Origin of the sequence: Streptomyces sp. NPDC058231, from assembly GCF_042882275.1 — a bacterium.
Classification (GTDB): Bacteria; Actinomycetota; Actinomycetes; order Streptomycetales; family Streptomycetaceae; genus Streptomyces.
The window spans coordinates 70,503-90,321 of sequence record NZ_JBHVWN010000018.1 but is presented as its reverse complement, the minus strand read 5'-3'; the positions used below and the strand labels follow the sequence as shown (position 1 = coordinate 90,321).

Below are 19,819 nucleotides of genomic sequence, written 5' to 3'. Positions count from 1 at the left end.
GTCAGCGCTTGCTCAAGGCCGCCTTAAGGACCGTCCGTACGCCACCGACCAGTCCCTTCCGCGTCCGCGGCGGACCTAGGTTGGCGAGGTGACGATCGAGGCGGCCGAAAGCCGCAGCACCCTGCCCACGCCGCCACCGCGGATTTCGCCCCGGCTGCTCCGGGGCGCGGTCGCGGGCGGCGCCCTGGGAGTCGTTCTGCTGTGGGCCGTTCAGGCCGAACCATCGGCTCGCCTGGACGCGCTCTTCGCCACCGGCGCATACCTCAGTGGGCTGCTCGCCGGGTACGGCATCCTGGTCATGCTGCTGCTCATGGCGCGGGTGCCCGCGATCGAGCACGGCGTCGGCGCCGACCGGCTCGCCCGGTGGCACGCGCGGGGCGGCCGGCACGTCCTCGGCCTCTGCCTCGGGCACGCGCTGTTCGCCCTCTGCGGTTACGCCGCCCACACCGGCACCGATCTTTTCGAGGCCACCGCGGAGCTCCTCGGTTACGGCGGCATCGCGGCCGCCACAGCCGGATTCGGGCTGCTCGTCGCCGTCGGAGCCGCGTCCGCCCGGGCCGTACGCCGCCGGGTACGCCACGAGACCTGGCGGGCCGTGCATCTGCTCACCTACCTCGGCGCGGCACTCGCCTTCGCGCACCAGCTGTCCGGGCCCGACATCGCGGGCAGCGTCCTGGCCGGGTGGGTGTGGGCGATGCTGCACACGACCGTCGCCGTCCTGCTGCTCTGGTACCGGGGAGTCGTCCCCGTACGGCAGGCGCTGCGCCACGGTCTGCGCGTCGTGACGGTGCACCGGGAGGGCCCGGACGTCATCTCCGTCGTGATGCAGGGCACCGGGCTCGACGAACTCCACGCGGAGGCAGGCCAGTTCTTCCGCTGGCGGTTCCTGCAGCGCAGGCTGTGGCACACCGCCCTGCCGTTCTCGCTCTCCGCGCCCGTCCGCGACGACACCCTGCGCGTCACCGTCAGGACGGTCGGCGACCACACCCGCCGGATGCGTCGACTCCGGCCGGGCACACGGGTGTTGACCACCGGGCCGTTCGGGGCGATGACCGCGCACCGCCGCACCCGGCGCAAAGTGCTGCTGCTGGCGGGGGGCGTCGGGATCACGCCGCTGCGGGTGCTGTTCGAGGCGTTGCCCGGCGCCCCGGGGGACCTCACGCTCCTGTACCGCGCCGGAAGCGCCGCCCAGCTCGTGCTGCGCAGCGAGCTGGAGGAGATCGCCCGGGTCCGCGGAGCGGCGCTGCACTATCTGCTCGGCCCGTCCGACGCCGCCTTCGACCCGCTCGCCCCGCAGGCGCTGCGCCAACTCGTGCCCGGGCTCGCCGAACACGACGTGTATCTGTGCGGGCCGCCCGGCATGACGGAAACGACGACCGCTGCGCTGGTGCGGGCGGGGGTGCCGGAGAGCCGGATCCACAGCGAATGCTTCACGTTCGCCTGAGGGCCGGTCCGTGGCTCGGAGCTCCTCCCTTGTTCCGCGCGTCGCCGGCATCCCACACCAGTACTCCCAGGAGCCCACCCCGTGGCACGTCATCGCAGACCGAACCGCCGTACCGACGCAGAGGCCCGTCGCCGTCTTGCCGCCACCCTCGCCGTCGCGAGCGCGGTCGCCGCGACCCTGCTCACCGTGGTGGTCCGGCCGGCCGCCCCGCCCGCCCCCGACCGGACGGCCTCCGGCGGCACCACCGACCTGGCGCAGCCCGGCCGGAAATGACGGACGGCGCACGGGACTGACGGTGTGAGCGACGTCCGCCGCGCCGCGGAGGATCAAAGCCGTCGGCGCTCGTGCGAGTTGCCGTGCGGCGGGAGACGGCCGAGGCGGCGGCCCGCACCGGATCCGGGTCCGACGACGCCGGCCCGGGGGTCCGCGCGCCCGTCGCAGCCGCGGTGAGAAGTCCGTCACGCCCGCGCAATGAAATGTGCCGGAAACGCATGGGTGTTCATTTCGAAACGCGCCCCGGTCACCCTCACTGTCGCCGGATCCCCCACGCCGCCCCTAGGAGGGACTCCCTCTTGACCCCCGTGACCCTGTCCGCGGCACACCTCGACGCGGGCGACACCGCCTGGCTGCTCGTCGCCACCGCGCTCGTCCTGCTGATGACCCCCGGACTCGCCCTGTTCTACGGAGGCATGGTCCGTACGAAGAGCGTCCTCAACATGCTGATGATGAGCTTCGTGTCCATCGCGCTGGTCACCGTCGTCTGGCTGGGCGCCGGCTATTCGCTGGCCTTCGGCGACGACGTGTCCGCCGGTCTCATCGGCGACCTCCACCACCTGGGCATGGCGGGCATCGGTCCGGACTCCCTCACCGGCAGCGTCCCCACCCTGCTGTTCGCCACGTTCCAGCTCACCTTCGCCGTCATCGCGGCGGCGCTGATCAGCGGTGCGATCGCGGACCGCATGAAGTTCGCGGCCTGGCTGGTCTTCGTGCCGGTGTGGACCCTGCTCGTATACGTGCCCGTGGCGCACTGGGTCTGGGGACCCGGCGGCTGGATCACGCACTCCCTCGGCGCCCTGGACTTCGCCGGCGGCCTCGTGGTGGAGACGGCGTGCGGTGCGTCGGGCCTGGCACTCGCCCTGGTGGTGGGGCCGCGCGCCGGCTTCAAGAAGGACGCGATGCGTCCGCACAACCTGCCGATGGTGATGCTCGGCGCCGGTCTGCTCTGGTTCGGCTGGCTCGGCTTCAACGGCGGCTCGGCTCTCGGCGCCAACGGGCTGGCGGCTGCCTCGATCCTCAACACGCTCGTCGCCGGCTCCACCGGACTGCTCGGCTGGCTCTTCGTCGAGCACCGGCGCGACGGTCACCCGACCACCTTCGGCGCGGCGTCGGGTGCGGTCGCCGGCCTGGTGGCGATCACACCCGCATGCGGCACGGTCGACATCGCGGGCGGCGCCGCGGTCGGACTGACGGCGGGTGTCGTCTGCTCGTACGCGGTGGGGTGGAAGTTCCGCTTCGACTACGACGACTCACTGGACGTGGTCGGCGTGCACCTCGTCGGAGGCATCGTCGGCACGCTGCTCATCGGTCTGTTCGCGACGGCCACGATGACCGGTGGCACGGAGGGCCTCCTCCACGGCGGCGGACTCGGCCCGCTGGCCAGGCAGGCCGTCGCCGTGGTCGCCGTGGTCGCGTACACGTTCCTCATGACCTACGGAATCGGCAAGGCGATCGACCGGCTGATGGGGGTGCGGGCGTCCGCGGAGGAGGAACTCACCGGCCTGGACCGGACGGTGCACGCGGAGAGCGCCTACGATCACGGCACCCTGGGGCACGCCGCACAGCAGCCCCCGGGCCTCTCGACGTCTCTCTCCAAGGACAGGAGCCCTGCCGCATGAAGCTCATCACCGCGGTCGTCAAACCGTTCCGCCTCGACGAGGTGAAGACCGCGCTGCAGGAGCTCGGCGTGCACGGGCTGACCGTCACGGAAGCCAGCGGATTCGGGCGTCAGCGCGGGCACACCGAGGTGTACCGGGGCGCCGAGTACCGGGTCGACCTGGTGCCGAAGATACGCATCGAGGTCGTCGTCGAGGACGCGGACGCGGAACCGGTCATGGACGCGGTGGTCCGCGCCGCCCACACCGGCAGGATCGGCGACGGCAAGGTGTGGGCGGTGCCCGTGGAGACGGTGGTCCGGGTCCGTACGGGCGAGCGGGGCCCGGACGCGTTGTAGCGCGGCGCCCCGGCGGAAGGCGGTGTCGTCCGCCCCTCCGCCGGGACCCCTCGTGCTCGGTGTTCGCGCCGGCCGGCCTTCCGGCCGTGGTCAGCCGCCGACGTACTCCGCCAGGTGTTCGCCGGTGAGGGTGGAACGGGCGGCGACGAGGTCGGCGGGTGTGCCCTCGAAGACGATCCGGCCGCCGTCGTGGCCGGCGCCGGGACCGAGGTCGATGATCCAGTCGGCGTGTGCCATGACCGCCTGGTGGTGCTCGACGACGATGACGGACTTCCCGGAGTCGACGAGCCGGTCGAGCAGGCCGAGCAGCTGCTCGACGTCGGCGAGGTGCAGGCCGTTGGTGGGCTCGTCCAGTACGTAGACCCCGCCCTTCTCGGCCATGTGGGTGGCCAGCTTGAGCCGCTGGCGTTCGCCGCCGGACAGCGTGGTGAGCGGCTGGCCGAGGCTGAGGTAGCCGAGCCCGACATCGGCGAGCCGGTCGAGGATGCGGTGCGCGGCCGGTGTGTGCGCCTCGCCCGAGCCGAAGAACTCCTCGGCCTCGGACACCGACATCGCCAGCACCTCGCTGATGTCGCGGCCACCGAGGTGGTACTCCAGCACCGACGAGTCGAACCGCCTCCCCTCGCAGTCCTCGCAGGTGACGGCGACCCCGGCCATCATCGCCAGGTCGGTGTAGATGACGCCCACGCCGTTGCAGGTGGGGCAGGCTCCCTCGGAATTGGCGCTGAACAGCGCCGGCTTCACGCCGTTGGCCTTGGCGAAGGCCTTACGGATCGGGTCGAGCAGTCCGGTGTACGTCGCCGGATTGCTGCGTCGCGAGCCGCGGATCGGGCTCTGGTCGACCGACACCACACCCTCACCGGCAGGGATCGACCCGTGCACCAGCGAGCTCTTGCCTGAGCCGGCGACGCCGGTGACGACGGCAAGCACTCCGAGCGGGATGTCGACGTCGACGTCGTGCAGGTTGTTCGCCGCCGCGCCGCGGATCTCCAGCGTGCCGGTGGGCTTCCGCAGGGTCTCCTTGAGGGAGGCCCGGTCGTCGAAGTGACGGCCCGTGACGGTGCCGCCGGTGCGCAGCCCCTCGACGGTGCCCTCGAAGCACACCGCGCCGCCCGCCGCACCGGCGCCCGGGCCGAGGTCGACGACGTGGTCGGCGATCGCGATCGTCTCCGGCTTGTGCTCCACGACGAGCACCGTGTTGCCCTTGTCCCGCAGCCGCAGCAGCAGGCCGTTCATCCGCTGGATGTCGTGCGGGTGCAGTCCCGCGGTGGGCTCGTCGAAGACGTAGGTGGTGTCGGTGAGTGAGGAGCCGAGGTGGCGGATCATCTTCACGCGCTGCGCCTCGCCGCCCGACAACGTGCCCGCCGGCCGGTCGAGCGCGAGATAGCCGAGGCCGATCTCCACGAACGAGTCGAGGGTCCGTTGCAGCGCGGTGAGCAGCGGCGCGACCGACGGCTCGTCGAGACCGCGGACCCACGCGGCCAGGTCGCTGATCTGCATCGCGCAGGCGTCGGCGATGCTGATCCGCTTGATCTTCGACGAACGCGCCCCCTCGCTGAGCCGGGTGCCGTCGCACTCGGGGCAGGTGGTGAAGGTGACCGCTCGCTCGACGAACGCCCGGATGTGCGGCTGCAGCGCTTCCTTGTCCTTGGACAGGAACGACTTCTGGATCTTGGGGATGAGCCCCTCGTAGGTGAGGTTCACGCCCTCGACCTTCACCTTGGTCGGCTCCCGGTGGAGGAAGTCGTGCATCTCCTTCTTGGTGTACTTGCGGATCGGCTTGTCCGGGTCGAGGAGACCGGATTCGGCGTAGACCCGTACGGTCCAGAAGCTGTCCGACTTCCAGCCGGGGATGGTGAACGCGCCCTCGGCGAGCGACTTGGAGTCGTCGTAGAGCTGGGTGAGGTCGATGTCGGAGACGGTGCCGCGGCCCTCGCAGCGCGTGCACATGCCGCCGGTGCGGCTGAAGGTCGCCTTCACCGCCTTCTTGGCACCGCGCTCGACGGTGATGGCGCCGCTCGCCCGGACCGAGGGGACGTTGAAGGCGTACGCGCCGGGCGGGCCGATGTGCGGCTTGCCGAGCCGACTGAAGAGGATGCGCAGCATCGCGTTGGCGTCGGTGGCGGTGCCGACCGTGGAGCGGGGGTCCGCGCCCATCCGCTGCTGGTCGACGATGATCGCGGTCGTCAGTCCTTCGAGTACGTCGACCTCGGGCCGCGACGGTGTCGGCATGAAGCCCTGCACGAAGGCGCTGTAGGTCTCGTTGATCAGCCGCTGCGACTCCGCGGCGATCGTGCCGAACACCAGAGAGCTCTTGCCGGAGCCGGAGACCCCGGTGAACACCGTCAGCCGGCGCTTCGGGAGCTCGACACTGACGTCCTTGAGGTTGTTCACACGCGCGCCGTGCACGCGGATCAGTTCGTGGCTGTCTGCGGCGTGCTGCGACTGCGTGTTCTTCCTCGTGGCCATGCTCTGCGTGTCTCCATCTGTTGGGCGGCGGCCGCCTACGCGGTCTCCGTCGGTGTCACCCGGCTCGGTCCGACAGCCTTCGGGTCAGCGCCTCCGGTTCTCGTCCGCTGCGGCGCGCCGGCCCGCAGCGGGCATCCCGTTCACCTCGCACCCGGCGTCCGGGGTGCGAGGTGAACGGGATGATACGGAACCGGCGGTACGGCGCGTGGCGAACCGGTCACCCGCGGGGCGCGGAGCGGGAGGCCGGCGCTCACCGGTCCTGGAGCAGCCCGAGGACGTTGCCGTCGGCGTCGGTGAAGGTGGCCACCAGGCGGCCGCCACCGACGTCGTGTGCGGGCTCCTTCACGGTGGCGCCCGCGGCGGTCACCTCGGCCAGCTTCGCCTCGATGTCCGGCACGTGCCAGTAGGCCACCGGCGCGGACATGCCCTGCGGTCCGCCGCCCGGCACCAGCCCGATGTGCTGGCCCTCGGCCTCGAAGCCGACGTAGTAGTCCGAGTCGGCCTGCGGCTCCACGCCGAGCAGGGCGGCGTACACCGCCTTGGCCTTCGCGAGGTCCGACACGGGATGCAGCACGGTCTTGATGCCCTGGGTGGAAGAGCCGGTCATGGTCGCTCCTGAATTCGTGGGGTCTGGCAGTGATCGTCCGCCCGGAGGCGAACGGGGTCCGGCAGATCGGCAGAGCGATCGCCCCGGAGGGGGATTCCGCCGCCGGCCGTCCCTCCCGACCGGGACCGGCCCGCGGGAGGATCACCGGGACCACCTCCGGGCGGTTACGGGAGGAGGCCGGGGATGCGTCCGGGGTGTCGCGAGGGGAAGCTCGCGTGACCGGCGACATCCATGGCGGCAACGCTAGCCGCGGCCCGGGGGGTCGCGCTTCTCGAATCCTGATCGGTCCGTCCTCCCCCCGCCGGGCCGCGCCGCCGGACGGTCGTCCCTGTTTCTCCCCGCCGGTCGCGCACGCTGTGGGAAAATGACCGGGTGAGAAGCCAGGACCTCGACGACCTCGTCAGGCTGCGGCGGACCCGCGACCGGATGGACCGCGACTACGCCGAGCCGCTCGACGTGCCGGCGTTGGCCCGCGACGCCCTGATGTCGTCGGGTCACTTCTCCCGCAGTTTCCGTGCCGCCTTCGGCGAGACGCCGTACAGCTACCTGATGACCCGCCGCATCGAGCGGGCCAAGGCACTGCTGCGGCGTGGCGACCTGTCGGTGACCGAGGTCTGTTTCGCGGTGGGCTGCACCTCGCTGGGGTCGTTCAGCTCGCGCTTCACCCAGCTGGTCGGCGAGAGCCCGAGCGCCTACCGGGCCCGGAGCCACGACGACGGCGCCGCCGTCCCCCCGTACATGGCGAAGATCTACACGCGGCCGGTCAGGAACAGGGGGGCGGGCCCCACCGCCCGGCCGTAGCGTGGCCGGCATGGACATCAGGCTTTCCCAGTGCTTCATCGCCGTCGACGACCACGACAAGGCGATCGCCTTCTACCGGGACGTGCTCGGCCTCGAGGTGCGCAACGACGTCGGGTTCGAGGGGATGCGCTGGGTGACCGTCGGGGCGCCCTCGCAGCCGGACGTGAACATCGTCCTGGAACCGCCGCTCGCCGACCCGAACGCCTCACCGGCCGACAGAGAGGCCATGGCGGTGCTGATGGCCAAGGGCATGCTGCGGGGCGTCATCTTCGCGACGGACGACTGCGACGGCGTCTTCGCGCGCATCAGCACCGCGGGCGGCGATGTGCTCCAGGAGCCGATGGACCAGGCGTACGGCGTCCGCGACTGCGCGTTCCGCGACCCGGCCGGCAACCTGCTGCGTTTCACCCAGGTCCTCGGGAAGAAGTGAGCCCGTGCCGGGCCCGGACGGCGCCCGCCGGATCACCGTCGTGGGGCGGACCGATCCGTCCCGCGCCGGATTCCACCCCGACGTGTGAAGGGGGCGCCCGCGGCCCCCTTGCGGGAGCGGGACCACACGGCGAAACGGTCGCCTGTCTGCACTAACCCGGCGCGCGCGGCGCCGCTGCTGCCGCAAAGCTGTCGGCGTACGTGCTCCCGCCGTCACCTCGGCGAAAGACGAGGAAGGTCTCCCGTGCGTCTGTACCGAACAGCTCTGTGGCTCACGGCCCCCCTGGGCGCCGCGCTGGTAGCGGCGCCGGCCGGGGTGACGACGGCCGGTGGCGTCGCCGGGACGATGCCCGGGAGCCCCCTTTCGGTGTGGACGGCGGGAGCCGCCCCCGAGACGACGGTCGTCGACGCCTCCCGGCCGTTCCCCGTCCTCAGGGTGATGACGGTGGCCCTCCCGCATGCGGCGCCCAGGCCCACCATCGTGTCGCGCACGCAGTGGCGGGCCGACGAGACCAAGCGTGACCCCCACGCCCACTACGCGAACGGGGTGACGGCGATCTTCATCCATCACACCGACACCCCGAACGACTACGACTGCGCCGACGTCCCGCGCACCCTCCGCAATCTGTACACCGGCCAGACCCGGGACCGGGGGTGGGGCGACCTCGGCTACAACTTCCTCGTCGACAAGTGCGGCACCATCTACGAAGGCCGCGCCGGCGGCACCGACCGCGCCGTGGTCGGCTCCCACACCGTCGGGTTCAACCAGGGCACGACGGGGATCGCGGCGATCGGCACCTACGGGCCGGGAGTGAAGGTGCCGGCGGCCATGGAACACGCGATCGCCGCCCTCGCCGCCTGGAAGCTCGGCCTGCTCGGCATCGACGCCGCCGGCAAGGTACGGCTCACATCAACGAACGACAAGAGCCGCTACGCGAAAGGCACTTCGGCCGTCTTCGACGCGATCTCCGGCCACCGTGACGCCTATATGACCAACTGTCCCGGGGATGCGCTGTTCAACCGGCTCCCCTCGATCCGGGCCATGGCCGCCGCCCTCCAGGGCAGGACCGCACAGGCCCCCTCCGTCACCGCCGTCCCCACGGCCTTGAGCAGCCTCCCCCCGACCACCCACTGACTCCGTCGTGGTGCGGCGCGCGGCGGCCGGGAAGCGGCTTGAACAGGCGGCCGCGTACGGTCTGGCCGATGATGGAAGCTCCGAGCGATGTTCGGGGGCTGACCCATGGCTGTCTGGCATGTCCGGGATTTCACCCCGGACGATCTCGAAGCGGTGGTACGGCTCGATGCCGAGAGCGCCACCACCGACCGGCCCGCCGTCTTCCGCCTGTCCGAGGTGGTCGCCGCGCTGCAGGCGCAGAACCCCAGTGTCGTCGCGGTGGCCGACGGACATCTGGTCGGCGCGGCGGTGGGGCGGGTGGACGGCGACCGGGCCTGGGTGCTCCGCATCGCCCTGCACCCCGCCTGGCGGAATCTCGGGCTGGGCACCGCGCTGCTCTCCGGCCTGGAGCACCGGCTGCAGGGCGTCGGAGCCAAGGTCGTCGCGGCGGTGCTGCCGGACGAGGAGACGGGCGCCACGGCGCTCGGCAACTGCGGCTTCCGGCAGCACCGGGGGCTGACGTACTTCGAGAAGGTGCAGCCGGTGACCGCGCAGGGTTCCGCGGTCCTGTCCTCGCTCGGGGCGACGGTGCCGGCGGCCGGTCTCTGGGACACGCTCTCCGGGATGGCGCAGGAGAAGCGGCTCGTCGAGCGCCGGCTGGTGCTGCCGCTGGCCAACCCCGAGCTCGCCGACCGGCACGGTGTCGAACCGCCGCAGGCCGTCGTGCTGTTCGGCCCCCCGGGGACGGGCAAGAGCACCTTCGCCAAGGCTGTGGCCAGCCGGCTCGGCTGGCCGTTCGTCGAGCTCTTTCCCTCCCGGCTCGCGCTGGAGGAGGGGCTGGCGAACGGGCTCAGCCGCCGTTTCGAGGAGATCGCGCAACTCGATCACGTGCTGGTCTTCATCGACGAGGTCGAGGAGGTCGCAGGCACCCGTAACCTCGCCGACCCGACCTCGGTCGGCGTGGTCAATGAGCTCCTCAAGTCGATCGTGCGGTTCCGCGACCGTGACGGCAGACTGCTGATCTGCGCCACCAACACGGTCGCCGCCCTGGATCCGGCGTTCCTGCGCCACGGCCGGTTCGATTACGTCCTGCCTGTCGGGCCCCCCGACCACGAGGCCCGCAAGGCCCTGTGGGCCAGCTACATCGCCAGGGCCGGGGCCGAGGCCGACACGGCCGTCCTGGCCGATGCCAGCGAGGGGTTCACCCCCGCCGACATCAAGCAGGCCGCCCGTACGGTCGCCCAGGCGGTCTTCGAGCGCACCCTCGACACCGGGGAGCGGGCCCGGCCCACCACCGAGGAATTCCTCCACACGATCAGGCGCACCCGCCCCACCGTCACCGACGACATGGCGCTGGAGTTCGCGGACCACACCACGCGGTACGGCCGCACCTGAACTCCCGTCGCCGCCGGCCCGGTCCGGGCCGGCGCGGGACCGGCCTCAGGAACCGCCGCTCGCGTTCTCCTGGAGGATCGCGGCGACTTCGGCCACATCGTTCCCGATGGCCAGGACGCCGTTGATGCCGGGTGCGGAGGCACCGTTCACCCCGACGAAGAACACGTCGTAACGCCCCTTGGCCGTCTCCAGGTATCCGGCGGCGGTCTCCGCGCCCACGGCCAGCCGGTTGTTCACGAGGTCGCCGCCCGCAACGGTGCCCGTCTTGGCGGAGACCCGTCCGCGGGCCGGGCAGCTGCGGCAGTTGTCCGCGAGGCTGCCGTCGACACCCAGGGTGGGCAGCGCCTCGCGGAAACGGTCCGCGTCGGCGGTGTGCTGCCAGTACGTCAGCATCTGGGTGACGGCGCGCGGGGTGACGCGGTCGGCCGGGTTCCCGCCGCGGCCGTCGGCGAGCTGTACCGCCCGGGGGTCCACCTTCGCACTGCCCAGGAACTTCGCCAGTACCGGAAATCCGTCCGGACACTGGTGACTTCCGGTGCTGACGGCCATGAGGCAGATCCCCAGGTTCGCGCCGAGGTTGTGGCTCACCTTGAAGATGAGCCGGGCGTACTGCTCGTACGGCGGGGAGGTGTACTTGGCCACCGTGGGCGCGCTCCGGTAGGAGCCGGGGAGCCGGCCGGCCGGGTTGGGACCGGTGGCGGCCGCGGTGACCTCGACCCCGGCACGTTTCAGTGCCTCGATCAGGGCGGTACGGCCGAAGGCGTTCGGGTCCCGGATCGGCGTCACCCGCAGCACCGGGTCGGAACCCGCGGCGATGGTGCCGGTGATCCGGATGCGGGTGCCGTCGGCGGAGGGGGTCACCTTGATGTCGGTGGGCTTGCCGGCCGCGACGGTACGGACGGCGGACGTGACGCTGTACGGGGCCACCTGCGGGCGCCAGTCCAGCCGGGCGGGCGAGCCCGCTCCCGACCCCGGGGTGGTGAGCAGATCGATGAGGTTGTCGTTGATGATCAGTGGTGACGGGGCCGGATCGAGGTCCCGGTCGGTGGCGAACAGCCGTGCGTCCACGATCACGTCGCCGTCCACCTTGGTGATCCCGGAGGCACGCACCTGCTGGGCCAGTTCGTCGATCCCGGCGAGCGGGTTCTGCGGGGTGAGGGTCGCTCCGGGGATGTCGTCGGCGTAGGTGTGGTCGATGTTCGTGAAGGCGACGGTGCCGTCGGGGCGCGTACGGCCGCCGAGGGTCAGGTCGCCCTGCGCCACGAGGTCCAGGTCGCCCGCGAGGGTCGAGCCCCGGCGCTCCCCGACGGCGTGCACCGGTGTGACGAAGCGGTGCTCGCTGCCCAGGGTGTGCCAGGCGCCGCTGACACCGAAGAGTTTCGCCACGGACCCGGGGACGAAGAACTGGTCGGGGTAGGTCGACTGCACCACATCGCCGTTCTCCGGGTTCTGCTGCAGCAGTCCCCACTGGGCATGCGGGTAGTCGGGCTTGTGCATGATCGAGGCGATACGCGGGTCGAGCTCGCCCGGGTCCTTCGACGGGGTCACCCAGGCGATGCCGAACGTGGCGACCGCGGCGGCCAGCAGGAGACCGAGGAGCGTGAGGACGCGCCGCCGGTTCCGGCTCGGATTCGGGTTCTTCGGGACGGCTGGCGACATGCGGACTCCACCGGTGGTGTGCGGTGCGCGGGACCGGAAAAGGGCGATTTGAGGGTACGGCTCCCGGTGTGCGGAGACGGGCGCAGAGGTGCGGCGTGGCGGGCAGGTCCCCCCGGACGGTGGCGGGGGAGCGCCGAGACGGGCGCCGGAGCCGGGGCGCCGGAGCCGGGGCGGGAGCGGGCCGGCCGGCGCTCGGCGGCCGGGGCCCCGGCTCAGCGGTCCAGGAGGAGCCCCGGGAGGTCGGCGAAGGAGTCGAGGACGTGGTCCGGGGTGCCGGTGGCGGAGCGGTGCGTCACCGGCTGGTACTTGCCGGTTCTGACGAGTACGCCCGTGATACCGAACCGCTGGGCGGCCAGGACGTCGGTCTCGATGTCGTCGCCCACCATCACCGTCGCGGACGCGGCGGCGCCGAGCCGGGCCAGCGCGGTGGCCCAGAACGCCTCGGCGGGCTTGCCGGTGATCTCCGCCTCGGTCCGGGCGGCCTGTTCCAGCCCCGGCAGGAAGGCCCCCGTGTCCAGGGCGAGCCCTTCGGCCGTACGCCAGTAGAGGTTGCGGTGCATGGCCACCAGCCGGGCGCCGCGCTGGAGGTCGCGGAAGGCCGCGTTCAGCGCCGCGTAGTCGAACGCGTCGCCCGCCCCTCCCACGACGACCACATCCGCCGGATCGCTCGCCCCCGCCTCGACGAGTGTCACGCCCGCCAGGTCCGCGCGGATGTCGCCGCTGTTGAGCAGTGCGCACCGGGCGTGCGGATGATGTGCCCGCAGATGGGCGGCGGTGACGGCGGGCGCGGTGAGGATGTCGTCCTCGTCGACGGGGAAGCCGGCCCCCGACAGCTCGGCGGCGATCCGGGCGCGGGTGCGTGAGGTGGTGTTGGTGACCAGCGCCAGCGGGAGCCCGGCCGCACGCAGCCGTTCCATTGCCGCCACCGTGCCGGGCAGCGGCTGCCGGTCCACCGTGAGCACGCCGTCGATGTCGATGAGGACCGCGCCGATCTCTTCCATGCCCTCGACCGTCGCCGACTTGCGCGAACGCCGCAAATGGGGTTGCTTCGAAGTAGGTGTCGGCGAGGTCTCCGTCTCCCCTGGGCCGGGGGTGAATCCCTGTGCAGTTCACCGATCGCGCGGATGCGGGCGAGCGGCTCGCCGAAGCGCTGGAACACCTCCGGGGGGAGAGTCCGGTCGTTCTGGGACTGCCCCGTGGCGGGGTCCCGGTCGCCGCGGCGGTGGCCACGGCGCTCGGCGCGCCCCTCGACGTGATCGTGGTCCGCAAGCTGGGCGTCCCGTACCACCGTGAGCTGGCGTTCGGTGCCATCGGTGAGGGTGGAGTACGGGTCATCAACGACGACGTCGTCCGGCGGGGCGGGGTGAGTCCTGGGGACATCGCCTCCGTCGAGCGCGCCGAAACGGCTGAACTCGCGCGGCGGGCCGCACGGTTCCGGGGCGACCGGCCCCGGTTGGAGCTGGCCGGCCGCACCGCGATCGTGGTCGACGACGGGATCGCCACCGGCGCCACGGCCTCGGCCGCCTGCGAGGTCGTGCGGGCGCAGGGCGCGGCCCGCGTCGTGCTGGCCGTGCCGGTGGCTCCCGAGGACGCGGTCGCCCGACTGCGTACGCAGGTGGACGAGGTGGTCTGCCTGTCGACGCCGGTCCTGTTCTCGGCCGTCGGCGAGTGGTACCGCGACTTCTCCCAGACGCCCGACGAGGAGGTCGTCGCCCTGCTGAAGGGCTGAGGACCGCCGGGAGGAGCCGGAGCGCGCCCCGCACCGGGTCAGCGGCGCTCCCCGCCGAACCGCAGCTTCCAGGGCGCCAGCGCCGACTCGATCTGGACCCGCACTCCGAGCTTCGACTCGCCGTCGACCCGCTCCTCGAATCTGATCGGGACCTCGACGATTCCCAGTCCGCGCGCGACCGTGCGGTAGTTCATCTCCACCTGAAAGGAATATCCGTTGCTGCGCACGGAGGGCAGATCGATGGCCTTCAGAGTGTCCGCCCGCCACGCCTTGAACCCGGCCGTGGCGTCCTTCACGCGCAGTCGCAGAATCGCGTTGACATAGAAATTCGCCCAGCCGGAGAGCGCCTTGCGGTGCCACGGCCACTCGGCGGCCACCGAACCGCCTTCCACATAACGGGATCCGATCACGACACCGGCGTTACCGGCGAACAGTTGCTCGATCATGGCCGGAACCGCCGAGGCCGGGTGGGAGAGATCGGCATCCATCTGAATGACGACTTCCGCTTCTTCCTCGAGCGCCCGCGTCATACCTGCCACATAGGCACGCCCCAGTCCGTCCTTCTCACCCCGGTGCAGTACGCCGACCAGATCCGGGGTCCCGGCCGCGAGGCGGTCGGCGACCTCACCCGTACCGTCGGGCGAATTGTCGTCCACCACCAGAATGTGCAGGTTCGGTACGTTCAGATGCATAAGCATTCCTACCAGGACGGGAAGATTCGCCCGTTCGTTGTACGTCGGGACGACCACCACGATCTTCGGGGGAGTCTTCTCCACGGTCACTCCTTTGCGCTCGCGGATGTTCCCGGGTGCTCTCCGGTGTTCCCTCATGTTTCACGGCAGAGATCCACGCGAACCCGACGGCGGTCCCCGGCGACCGCCTCGGCGCGACGTAATTACCCGTTTCTCCCCTCCCCCGTTCCCGGGAGGTGGGTACGCTGACGGGCGGATCCCCGGAAGCCGGTGGAACTCTTTCCGACGCCGAATCGGAGCCGCGCCATCGACCATCCGCAGAATCCGGCCGCTCTGCGTGAAGCACCGCGCCGGGTGGGCCTTTTCGGACCGTATCCGAAACAGGGCGCGGAACGACCCGGCCGGTACCTGTACAGGTGGGCGCCCGCGCTGCTGGCCCTGCTGATGGGCCTCTGGGGCATCCGCCGCGAGAATTCCATGTGGCGCGACGAGTCGGTGACGTACCAGGTCTCGCACCGCACCCTCCCCGAGATCTGGAACCTGCTCGGCAACGCCGACGCGGTGCACGGGCTCTACTACTTCTTCATGCACGCCCTGTTCGCCGTCGGGGGCGGCGGGCTGCCGGCGCTCCGGCTGCCGTCGGTGCTCGCGACCGCGGCGGCCGCCGCCGTGGTGACGGCGACCGGGACCCGGCTCGCGGGCCCACGGGCCGGACTCCTCGGCGGCGTCGCCTTCGCCCTGATCCCCGCCGTCCAGATGTACGCGCAGGAGGGCCGTTCGTACGCCATGGTGTGCGCGCTGGTCGCCCTCGCCACGCATCTGTTCGTCGTCGCCGTCGAGAACCCCACCCGTCGCCGCTGGGCCGCGTACGCACTCACCTTCACCCTGGCCGGATGGCTCCACGAACTCGCGCTGCTGGCCTTGGCCTCACACGGTCTGACGCTGTGCATCCCGGGTCCGGGACGCCGGATGCTGCGGTCCTGGGCGGGGGCCGCGGCGCTGCCCGTGGTCGCGGTGGCACCGGCGGCCCTGCTCTCCGCACGCCAGTCGGCCCAGGTGTCCTGGATCGGGTGGCCGCGTCCCGGCGAGTGGCTCATGATCGCGTTCGCCGTCCTTCTCGGGGTGGCCTGCGCCGCGTACGGGACCCGGCGGGGCGGCCCGGAGCGGCATCCGGCCGCGCTCCGGCTGGTTCGGCTGGCCCTCCCGCTGCTGATCCTTCCCACGGCGGCGCTGCTCCTCGTCTCGCTCCACAGACCCATGTACGTGGACCGGTACGTCCTCTACTCCCAGTTCGCCCTGGCGCTGCTCATCGGTCTCGGCGCCGACAGGCTGTGGGACGCCGCCGCGCGGGCCGTCCGCCCGCGTCCGGTGCCGTTCGTCGCCGCGGCGGTGGGTCTCGTCCTCGCGCTCCTCCCCGTGACGCTCCGGATGCGCACCCCCGACAGCCGCAAGGACGACGTCACCGCCATCGCCGCGCACGTACGGGACATGGGCTCGGCCGGCGCCGGTGTGCTCTTCATGCCGTCACGGCGCAGGGAGTGGGCCCTCTCCTACCCCGACGACTTCCGGGGCCTGACGGACCTGGCGCTCGCGCGGAGTCCGGTCGCCGACAACTCCCTGGAGGGCAGCGAGGCTTCGGCGGCCACGATCCGCGGACGCATGCGTGCCTTCGGCCGCATCGTGGCGCTGAGCGATCCGCCCGGCCAGCCCGAGGACGTGTTCCCCGGGGAGGCGGTCAAGCGGGACGTCCTGCGGGAGGACTTCGTCGTGTGCCGCCGCGCACGGGCCAAGGGGGGCCTGGTCACGCTGTATGCGCGGCCCGGCAGATGCTGACCGGGCCGCCGGGACACGCCCGCGCCGGGCGGGGCGTGCGGGCGGGCGATACCCTGGTGCGAGCAGGGACTGGTGACGGTTGCTGCGCGGCGGTGGGGCCCGCCGTACCCGAACCGCGGCAGCAGAGCCGCCAACGGTCCCTACTTGCGGTGAGCGTGCTCGCGTCCGGGCACCCGGCAGGTAGGAGACGTGTGTCGATGGGAGCCCAGCAGCCCCGAGCGGCCTCGGTGGCGAACGAGCCCGGCGGCGCCGTGCCGGTACCCCGGCAGCGGAGCGGACGGTCCGGAGGGCAGTGGCCCGTCGTCGCAGTCGTCGCCCTCGGCGGCGCGACCGGTGCGTGCGCGCGCTACGGCGCTTCGCTGATCTGGACCACCCCGACGGGCGCGTTCCCCTGGACGACGCTGGTGGTGAATGCCGTCGGCTGCGCGGTGATCGGCGTGTTCATGGTGGTGATCAGCGAGGCCTGGCCGGCGCATCGGCTGGTGCGCCCCTTCTTCGGTACGGGGGTGCTGGGCGGCTTCACCACCTTCTCGACGTACGCCGTGGACATCGAGCGGCTGGTGGAGGACGGCCGGGCCCGGACCGGCATCGCGTATCTCGGGCTGACCCTGCTGGCGGCGCTCGCCGCGGTGTGGAGTGCGGTGTGGGTGACGCGCCGCGTGCTGGCGTGGAGGCAGCCATGACGAGGGAGACGAACGCCGCCCCGGCGACCGGGCGGGGCCTGCGCCTGACGGTACTGGTCGGGGAGTCGGACGGCTGGCACCACCGGCCGGTCTACGCGGAGATCGTGCACCGGGCCCACCGGGCGGGCCTGGCGGGCGCGAGTGTGTTCCGGGGCATCGAAGGGTTCGGCGCGTCGTCGCGGATCCACACCCAGCGGCTGCTGTCGCTGAGCGAGGACCTGCCGGTGGCGGTCGTGATCGTGGACACCGAGAAGCGGATCCGCGCGTTCCTGCCGCTCGTCGACGAGTTGCTCGGGGACGGCGTCGCCGTCCTGGACGCGTGCGAGATCGTCCGGGGCCGTACCCGGGAGGAGAACCGGTGAACTGGCTGCTGGTGATCGTCGGGGCCGCTATCGGCGCCCCGCTCCGCTATCTGACCGACCGGGCGGTCCAGTCCAGGCACGACACGGTCTTCCCCTGGGGGACGTTCGCGGTGAATGTGGCGGGCTCCCTGGTGCTGGGTCTGCTGACCGGCGCGGTGGCGGCCGGTGCCACGTCGTCGCAGGTCCAGCTGTTCATCGGCACCGGGCTGTGCGGCGCGCTGACCACGTACTCGACGTTCAGCTACGAGACGCTGCGACTGGCCGAGGGCGGGGCGAAGTGCTACGCGGCGGCCAATGTCGTGGCGAGCGTGGCGGCGGCGCTGGGCGCGGCGTTCGTGGGGGTCGCGCTCGCCGGTGCGATCTGGACCTGACCGGGCGCCCCGGCCCTCCGTGCCGGCACCACGGAAAAGGGGCGGGGCCGGAACTCCCGTTCCGGCCCCGCCCCTTCCGTCGGTCAGACGGCCGTGGTCGACCCGAGCATGGCCGCCGCGTTCTCCAGCGGCGTCCGCGCGGCCGCCGGAGCGGGCACCTCCGCGGTACGGCAGGTGAAGCCGAGCCGGGACAGCGCACGGGTCACCTCACCCGAGGTGAAGTCACGGCGGTCCTGACGGGTGATCACTTCGCCGACCTGCTTGACCGGGTAGACCCGGCGGCTGATGATCACCGACTCACCCGTGACGGGTTCGGGCTTGATGCCCTTCATCGATGCCTCGACCTCACTCTTGAACAGGTCGAAGGGGAAGCGGGCGATGACGCAGCGCATGGGACCTCAACAGGGTGGAAGAGAAGAACGGATGAGCACGGGAGCCGTCAGGCGGCCCGGTTCCCGGAGGACGTGCGGCGCGCCTGCGAAGGGCGGCGGTTGCGCCGGCCGCGGGACGGTCCTCCGCCCGTGGCGCGCTCCGATACCGGCGCCGTGATGGTGACGGGGACGCCCGAGGGAGCCTGCGCCCCGGTGATCCGGCTCAGCTCCGCCTCACCGGAACGGACCTGAGCGATCTTCGGGACGATCCCAGCGTCCGCCATCAGCCGCGTCATCTCGCGGCGCTGGCCCGGCAGGACCAGCGTGACGACGGAACCGGACTCGCCGGCGCGCGCGGTACGGCCGCCCCGGTGCAGGTAGTCCTTGTGGTCGCTCGGCGGGTCGACGTTGACGACGAGGTCGAGGTTGTCGACGTGGATGCCGCGGGCCGCGACGTTGGTGGCGACCAGCACCGTGACGTGTCCGGTCTTGAACCGGGTCAGGGTGCGGGTGCGCTGCGGCTGCGACTTGCCGCCGTGCAGCGCGGCCGCCCGCACACCGCTGTTCAGCAGGTGGTCGGTGAGCTTGTCCACGGCGTGCTTGGTGTCCAGGAACATGATCACCCGGCCGTCGCGCGCCGCGATCTCCGTCGTGGTGGCGTACTTGTCGGCGCCCTGGACGTAGAGCACATGGTGCTCCATCGTCGTCACCGCGCCGGCCGCCGGGTCGACGGAGTGCACGACCGGGTCGTGCAGGTAGCGGCGGACCAGCAGGTCGACATTGCGGTCCAGGGTGGCCGAGAACAGCATCCGCTGGCCCTCCGACTGCACCTGGTCGAGCAACTCGGTGACCTGCGGCATGAACCCCATGTCGGCCATCTGGTCGGCCTCGTCGAGGACGGTGATGGCGACCTGGTCCAGTCGGCAGTCGCCGCGCTCGATGAGGTCCTTGAGCCGGCCGGGGGTGGCGACGACGACTTCGGCGCCACTGCGCAGCGCGCCGGCCTGCCGGCCGATCGACATACCGCCGACGACGGTGGCCATCCGCAGCCGCAGCGAGCGGGCGTACGGGGTGAGCGCGTCGGTGACCTGCTGGGCGAGTTCCCGGGTGGGGACGAGGACCAGGGCCAGAGGCTGGCGGGCCTCGGCGCGGCGGCCCATCGTCCGGGCCAGCAGGGCGAGGCCGAAGGCGAGCGTCTTGCCGGATCCGGTACGTCCGCGGCCGAGCACGTCGCGCCCGGCGAGCGAGTTCGGCAGGGTGGCCGCCTGGATCGGGAACGGCACGGTCACGCCCTCGGCGGCGAGCGCCGCCAGCAGAGGTGCGGGCAGGTCCAGTTCGGCGAAGGCCTCGACGGCCGGCAGTGCCGGGGTGATGGTCTTCGGCAGGGCGAACTCGCCCTGCTTGGCGGCGGGACGGCGGCCATGGCCGCCGGAGCCGGAACGGTATCCGGAACCGGATCCACCACCGGAACCGGAACGGTAACCGGAACCCGAACCCGAACCGGAGCGGTAGCCAGAACCGGAACCAGCGGGTCCGCCACTGCGCGTGCGGGAGTAACGGTCGTTCGTACGGACTGAGCGGTTCATGCAGAACCCTTCCTCGATATGGCGCGTATCGAGGAATTCAGGGC

19 protein-coding genes and 1 pseudogene are annotated in these 19,819 nt (G+C 71.9%); 13 read left to right on the top strand and 7 right to left on the bottom strand.

Features of this window, described 5'->3' with window-relative positions:
• Window positions 1-88 precede the first annotated feature (88 nt).
• From ACFVXE_RS15710 to ACFVXE_RS15695, 4 genes are all read left to right on the top strand, one after another.
• Complete coding sequence (locus ACFVXE_RS15710; protein WP_389671690.1) at window positions 89-1,444, top strand: ferric reductase-like transmembrane domain-containing protein; 1,356 nt, start codon at window positions 89-91, stop codon at window positions 1,442-1,444.
• Window positions 1,445-1,525: 81 nt separating this feature from the next.
• Window positions 1,526-1,717 carry a hypothetical protein gene (locus ACFVXE_RS15705; protein WP_389671689.1) on the top strand — a complete coding sequence of 64 codons (192 nt, stop codon included), beginning with the start codon at window positions 1,526-1,528 and terminating at the stop codon, window positions 1,715-1,717.
• A gap of 299 nt (window positions 1,718-2,016) precedes the next feature.
• Complete coding sequence (locus tag ACFVXE_RS15700; protein ID WP_389671688.1) at window positions 2,017-3,339, top strand: ammonium transporter; 1,323 nt, start codon at window positions 2,017-2,019, stop codon at window positions 3,337-3,339.
• Complete coding sequence (locus ACFVXE_RS15695; protein ID WP_389671687.1) at window positions 3,336-3,674, top strand: P-II family nitrogen regulator; 339 nt, start codon at window positions 3,336-3,338, stop codon at window positions 3,672-3,674. The genes ACFVXE_RS15700 and ACFVXE_RS15695 overlap by 4 nt, the downstream gene beginning before the upstream one ends.
• A 90-nt stretch (window positions 3,675-3,764) precedes the next feature.
• Here ACFVXE_RS15695 and ACFVXE_RS15690 read toward each other — a convergent pair whose 3' ends face one another.
• Both ACFVXE_RS15690 and ACFVXE_RS15685 read right to left on the bottom strand, forming a co-directional pair.
• Window positions 3,765-6,143 carry an ATP-binding cassette domain-containing protein gene (locus tag ACFVXE_RS15690; RefSeq protein ID WP_389671686.1) on the bottom strand — a complete coding sequence of 793 codons (2,379 nt, stop codon included), beginning with the start codon at window positions 6,141-6,143 and terminating at the stop codon, window positions 3,765-3,767.
• 250 nt (window positions 6,144-6,393) lie between these two features.
• The gene (locus ACFVXE_RS15685; RefSeq protein ID WP_389671685.1) at window positions 6,394-6,750 is read right to left on the bottom strand and encodes a VOC family protein; all 357 of its coding nucleotides are present in this window, start codon (window positions 6,748-6,750) and stop codon (window positions 6,394-6,396) included.
• A 426-nt stretch (window positions 6,751-7,176) separates the two neighbouring features.
• On the opposite strand from ACFVXE_RS15685, the gene ACFVXE_RS15680 reads away from it, so the two are divergent.
• The 4 genes from ACFVXE_RS15680 (at window position 7,177) to ACFVXE_RS15665 (ending at window position 10,489) form a co-directional block, all read left to right on the top strand.
• Window positions 7,177-7,551 carry a helix-turn-helix transcriptional regulator gene (locus ACFVXE_RS15680; protein WP_389671717.1) on the top strand — a complete coding sequence of 125 codons (375 nt, stop codon included), beginning with the start codon at window positions 7,177-7,179 and terminating at the stop codon, window positions 7,549-7,551.
• A gap of 10 nt (window positions 7,552-7,561) precedes the next feature.
• Complete coding sequence (locus ACFVXE_RS15675) at window positions 7,562-7,981, top strand: VOC family protein (protein ID WP_389671684.1); 420 nt, start codon at window positions 7,562-7,564, stop codon at window positions 7,979-7,981.
• Window positions 7,982-8,224: 243 nt separating this feature from the next.
• Window positions 8,225-9,115, top strand: a complete 891-nt coding sequence (locus tag ACFVXE_RS15670; protein WP_389671683.1) for a peptidoglycan recognition protein — start codon at window positions 8,225-8,227, stop codon at window positions 9,113-9,115.
• A 105-nt stretch (window positions 9,116-9,220) separates the two neighbouring features.
• The gene (locus tag ACFVXE_RS15665) at window positions 9,221-10,489 is read left to right on the top strand and encodes an ATP-binding protein (RefSeq protein ID WP_389671682.1); all 1,269 of its coding nucleotides are present in this window, start codon (window positions 9,221-9,223) and stop codon (window positions 10,487-10,489) included.
• A gap of 45 nt (window positions 10,490-10,534) precedes the next feature.
• Here the strand turns inward: ACFVXE_RS15665 and dacB are convergent, their stop codons facing one another.
• Window positions 10,535-12,148 (bottom strand): D-alanyl-D-alanine carboxypeptidase/D-alanyl-D-alanine-endopeptidase, encoded by a 1,614-nt coding sequence (dacB, locus tag ACFVXE_RS15660; protein ID WP_389671681.1) that lies wholly within the window; start codon window positions 12,146-12,148, stop codon window positions 10,535-10,537.
• Window positions 12,149-12,360: 212 nt separating this feature from the next.
• Entirely contained in the window at window positions 12,361-13,149 is a 789-nt protein-coding gene (locus ACFVXE_RS15655) for an HAD-IIA family hydrolase (protein ID WP_389671680.1), read from the bottom strand.
• A 101-nt stretch (window positions 13,150-13,250) separates the two neighbouring features.
• On the opposite strand from ACFVXE_RS15655, the pseudogene ACFVXE_RS15650 reads away from it, so the two are divergent.
• A pseudogene (locus ACFVXE_RS15650) lies at window positions 13,251-13,868 on the top strand (phosphoribosyltransferase); the annotation flags it as partial.
• 47 nt (window positions 13,869-13,915) lie between these two features.
• On the opposite strand, the gene ACFVXE_RS15645 reads toward ACFVXE_RS15650, so the two are convergent.
• Window positions 13,916-14,653 (bottom strand): polyprenol monophosphomannose synthase, encoded by a 738-nt coding sequence (locus ACFVXE_RS15645; RefSeq protein WP_389671679.1) that lies wholly within the window; start codon window positions 14,651-14,653, stop codon window positions 13,916-13,918.
• A gap of 270 nt (window positions 14,654-14,923) precedes the next feature.
• On the opposite strand from ACFVXE_RS15645, the gene ACFVXE_RS15640 reads away from it, so the two are divergent.
• From ACFVXE_RS15640 to crcB (ACFVXE_RS15625), 4 genes are all read left to right on the top strand, one after another.
• Entirely contained in the window at window positions 14,924-16,402 is a 1,479-nt protein-coding gene (locus ACFVXE_RS15640) for a glycosyltransferase family 39 protein (RefSeq protein WP_389671678.1), read from the top strand.
• Window positions 16,403-16,599: 197 nt separating this feature from the next.
• Window positions 16,600-17,085 (top strand): fluoride efflux transporter CrcB, encoded by a 486-nt coding sequence (crcB, locus tag ACFVXE_RS15635; RefSeq protein ID WP_389671677.1) that lies wholly within the window; start codon window positions 16,600-16,602, stop codon window positions 17,083-17,085.
• Window positions 17,082-17,447 (top strand): DUF190 domain-containing protein, encoded by a 366-nt coding sequence (locus ACFVXE_RS15630; RefSeq protein ID WP_389671676.1) that lies wholly within the window; start codon window positions 17,082-17,084, stop codon window positions 17,445-17,447. Before crcB (ACFVXE_RS15635) ends, ACFVXE_RS15630 begins: the two co-directional genes overlap by 4 nt.
• The gene (gene crcB / locus ACFVXE_RS15625; protein WP_389671675.1) at window positions 17,444-17,818 is read left to right on the top strand and encodes a fluoride efflux transporter CrcB; all 375 of its coding nucleotides are present in this window, start codon (window positions 17,444-17,446) and stop codon (window positions 17,816-17,818) included. The genes ACFVXE_RS15630 and crcB (ACFVXE_RS15625) overlap by 4 nt, the downstream gene beginning before the upstream one ends.
• Before the next feature lie 83 nt (window positions 17,819-17,901).
• On the opposite strand, the gene ACFVXE_RS15620 is transcribed toward crcB (ACFVXE_RS15625), so the two are convergent.
• Together ACFVXE_RS15620 and ACFVXE_RS15615 are read right to left on the bottom strand one after the other, a co-directional pair.
• Window positions 17,902-18,210, bottom strand: coding sequence for an SCO5918 family protein (locus ACFVXE_RS15620; protein WP_389671674.1), 309 nt, complete (start codon window positions 18,208-18,210; stop codon window positions 17,902-17,904).
• Window positions 18,211-18,257: 47 nt separating this feature from the next.
• A complete protein-coding gene (locus ACFVXE_RS15615; protein ID WP_389671673.1) occupies window positions 18,258-19,775 on the bottom strand; it encodes a DEAD/DEAH box helicase in 1,518 nt (505 codons plus the stop codon).
• Window positions 19,776-19,819: the final 44 nt, after the last annotated feature.

Coding starts and splice junctions, on each gene's coding strand:
- crcB (WP_389671677.1), top strand. CDS start 16,600: ATGGGAGCCCAGCAGCCCCGAGCGGCCTCGGTGGCGAACGAGCCCGGC.
- ACFVXE_RS15685 (WP_389671685.1), bottom strand. CDS start 6,750: ATGACCGGCTCTTCCACCCAGGGCATCAAGACCGTGCTGCATCCCGTG.
- ACFVXE_RS15680 (WP_389671717.1), top strand. CDS start 7,177: ATGGACCGCGACTACGCCGAGCCGCTCGACGTGCCGGCGTTGGCCCGC.
- ACFVXE_RS15655 (WP_389671680.1), bottom strand. CDS start 13,149: ATGGAAGAGATCGGCGCGGTCCTCATCGACATCGACGGCGTGCTCACG.
- ACFVXE_RS15630 (WP_389671676.1), top strand. CDS start 17,082: ATGACGAGGGAGACGAACGCCGCCCCGGCGACCGGGCGGGGCCTGCGC.
- ACFVXE_RS15615 (WP_389671673.1), bottom strand. CDS start 19,775: ATGAACCGCTCAGTCCGTACGAACGACCGTTACTCCCGCACGCGCAGT.
- ACFVXE_RS15695 (WP_389671687.1), top strand. CDS start 3,336: ATGAAGCTCATCACCGCGGTCGTCAAACCGTTCCGCCTCGACGAGGTG.
- ACFVXE_RS15690 (WP_389671686.1), bottom strand. CDS start 6,143: ATGGCCACGAGGAAGAACACGCAGTCGCAGCACGCCGCAGACAGCCAC.
- ACFVXE_RS15620 (WP_389671674.1), bottom strand. CDS start 18,210: ATGCGCTGCGTCATCGCCCGCTTCCCCTTCGACCTGTTCAAGAGTGAG.
- ACFVXE_RS15675 (WP_389671684.1), top strand. CDS start 7,562: ATGGACATCAGGCTTTCCCAGTGCTTCATCGCCGTCGACGACCACGAC.
- ACFVXE_RS15665 (WP_389671682.1), top strand. CDS start 9,221: ATGGCTGTCTGGCATGTCCGGGATTTCACCCCGGACGATCTCGAAGCG.
- dacB (WP_389671681.1), bottom strand. CDS start 12,148: ATGTCGCCAGCCGTCCCGAAGAACCCGAATCCGAGCCGGAACCGGCGG.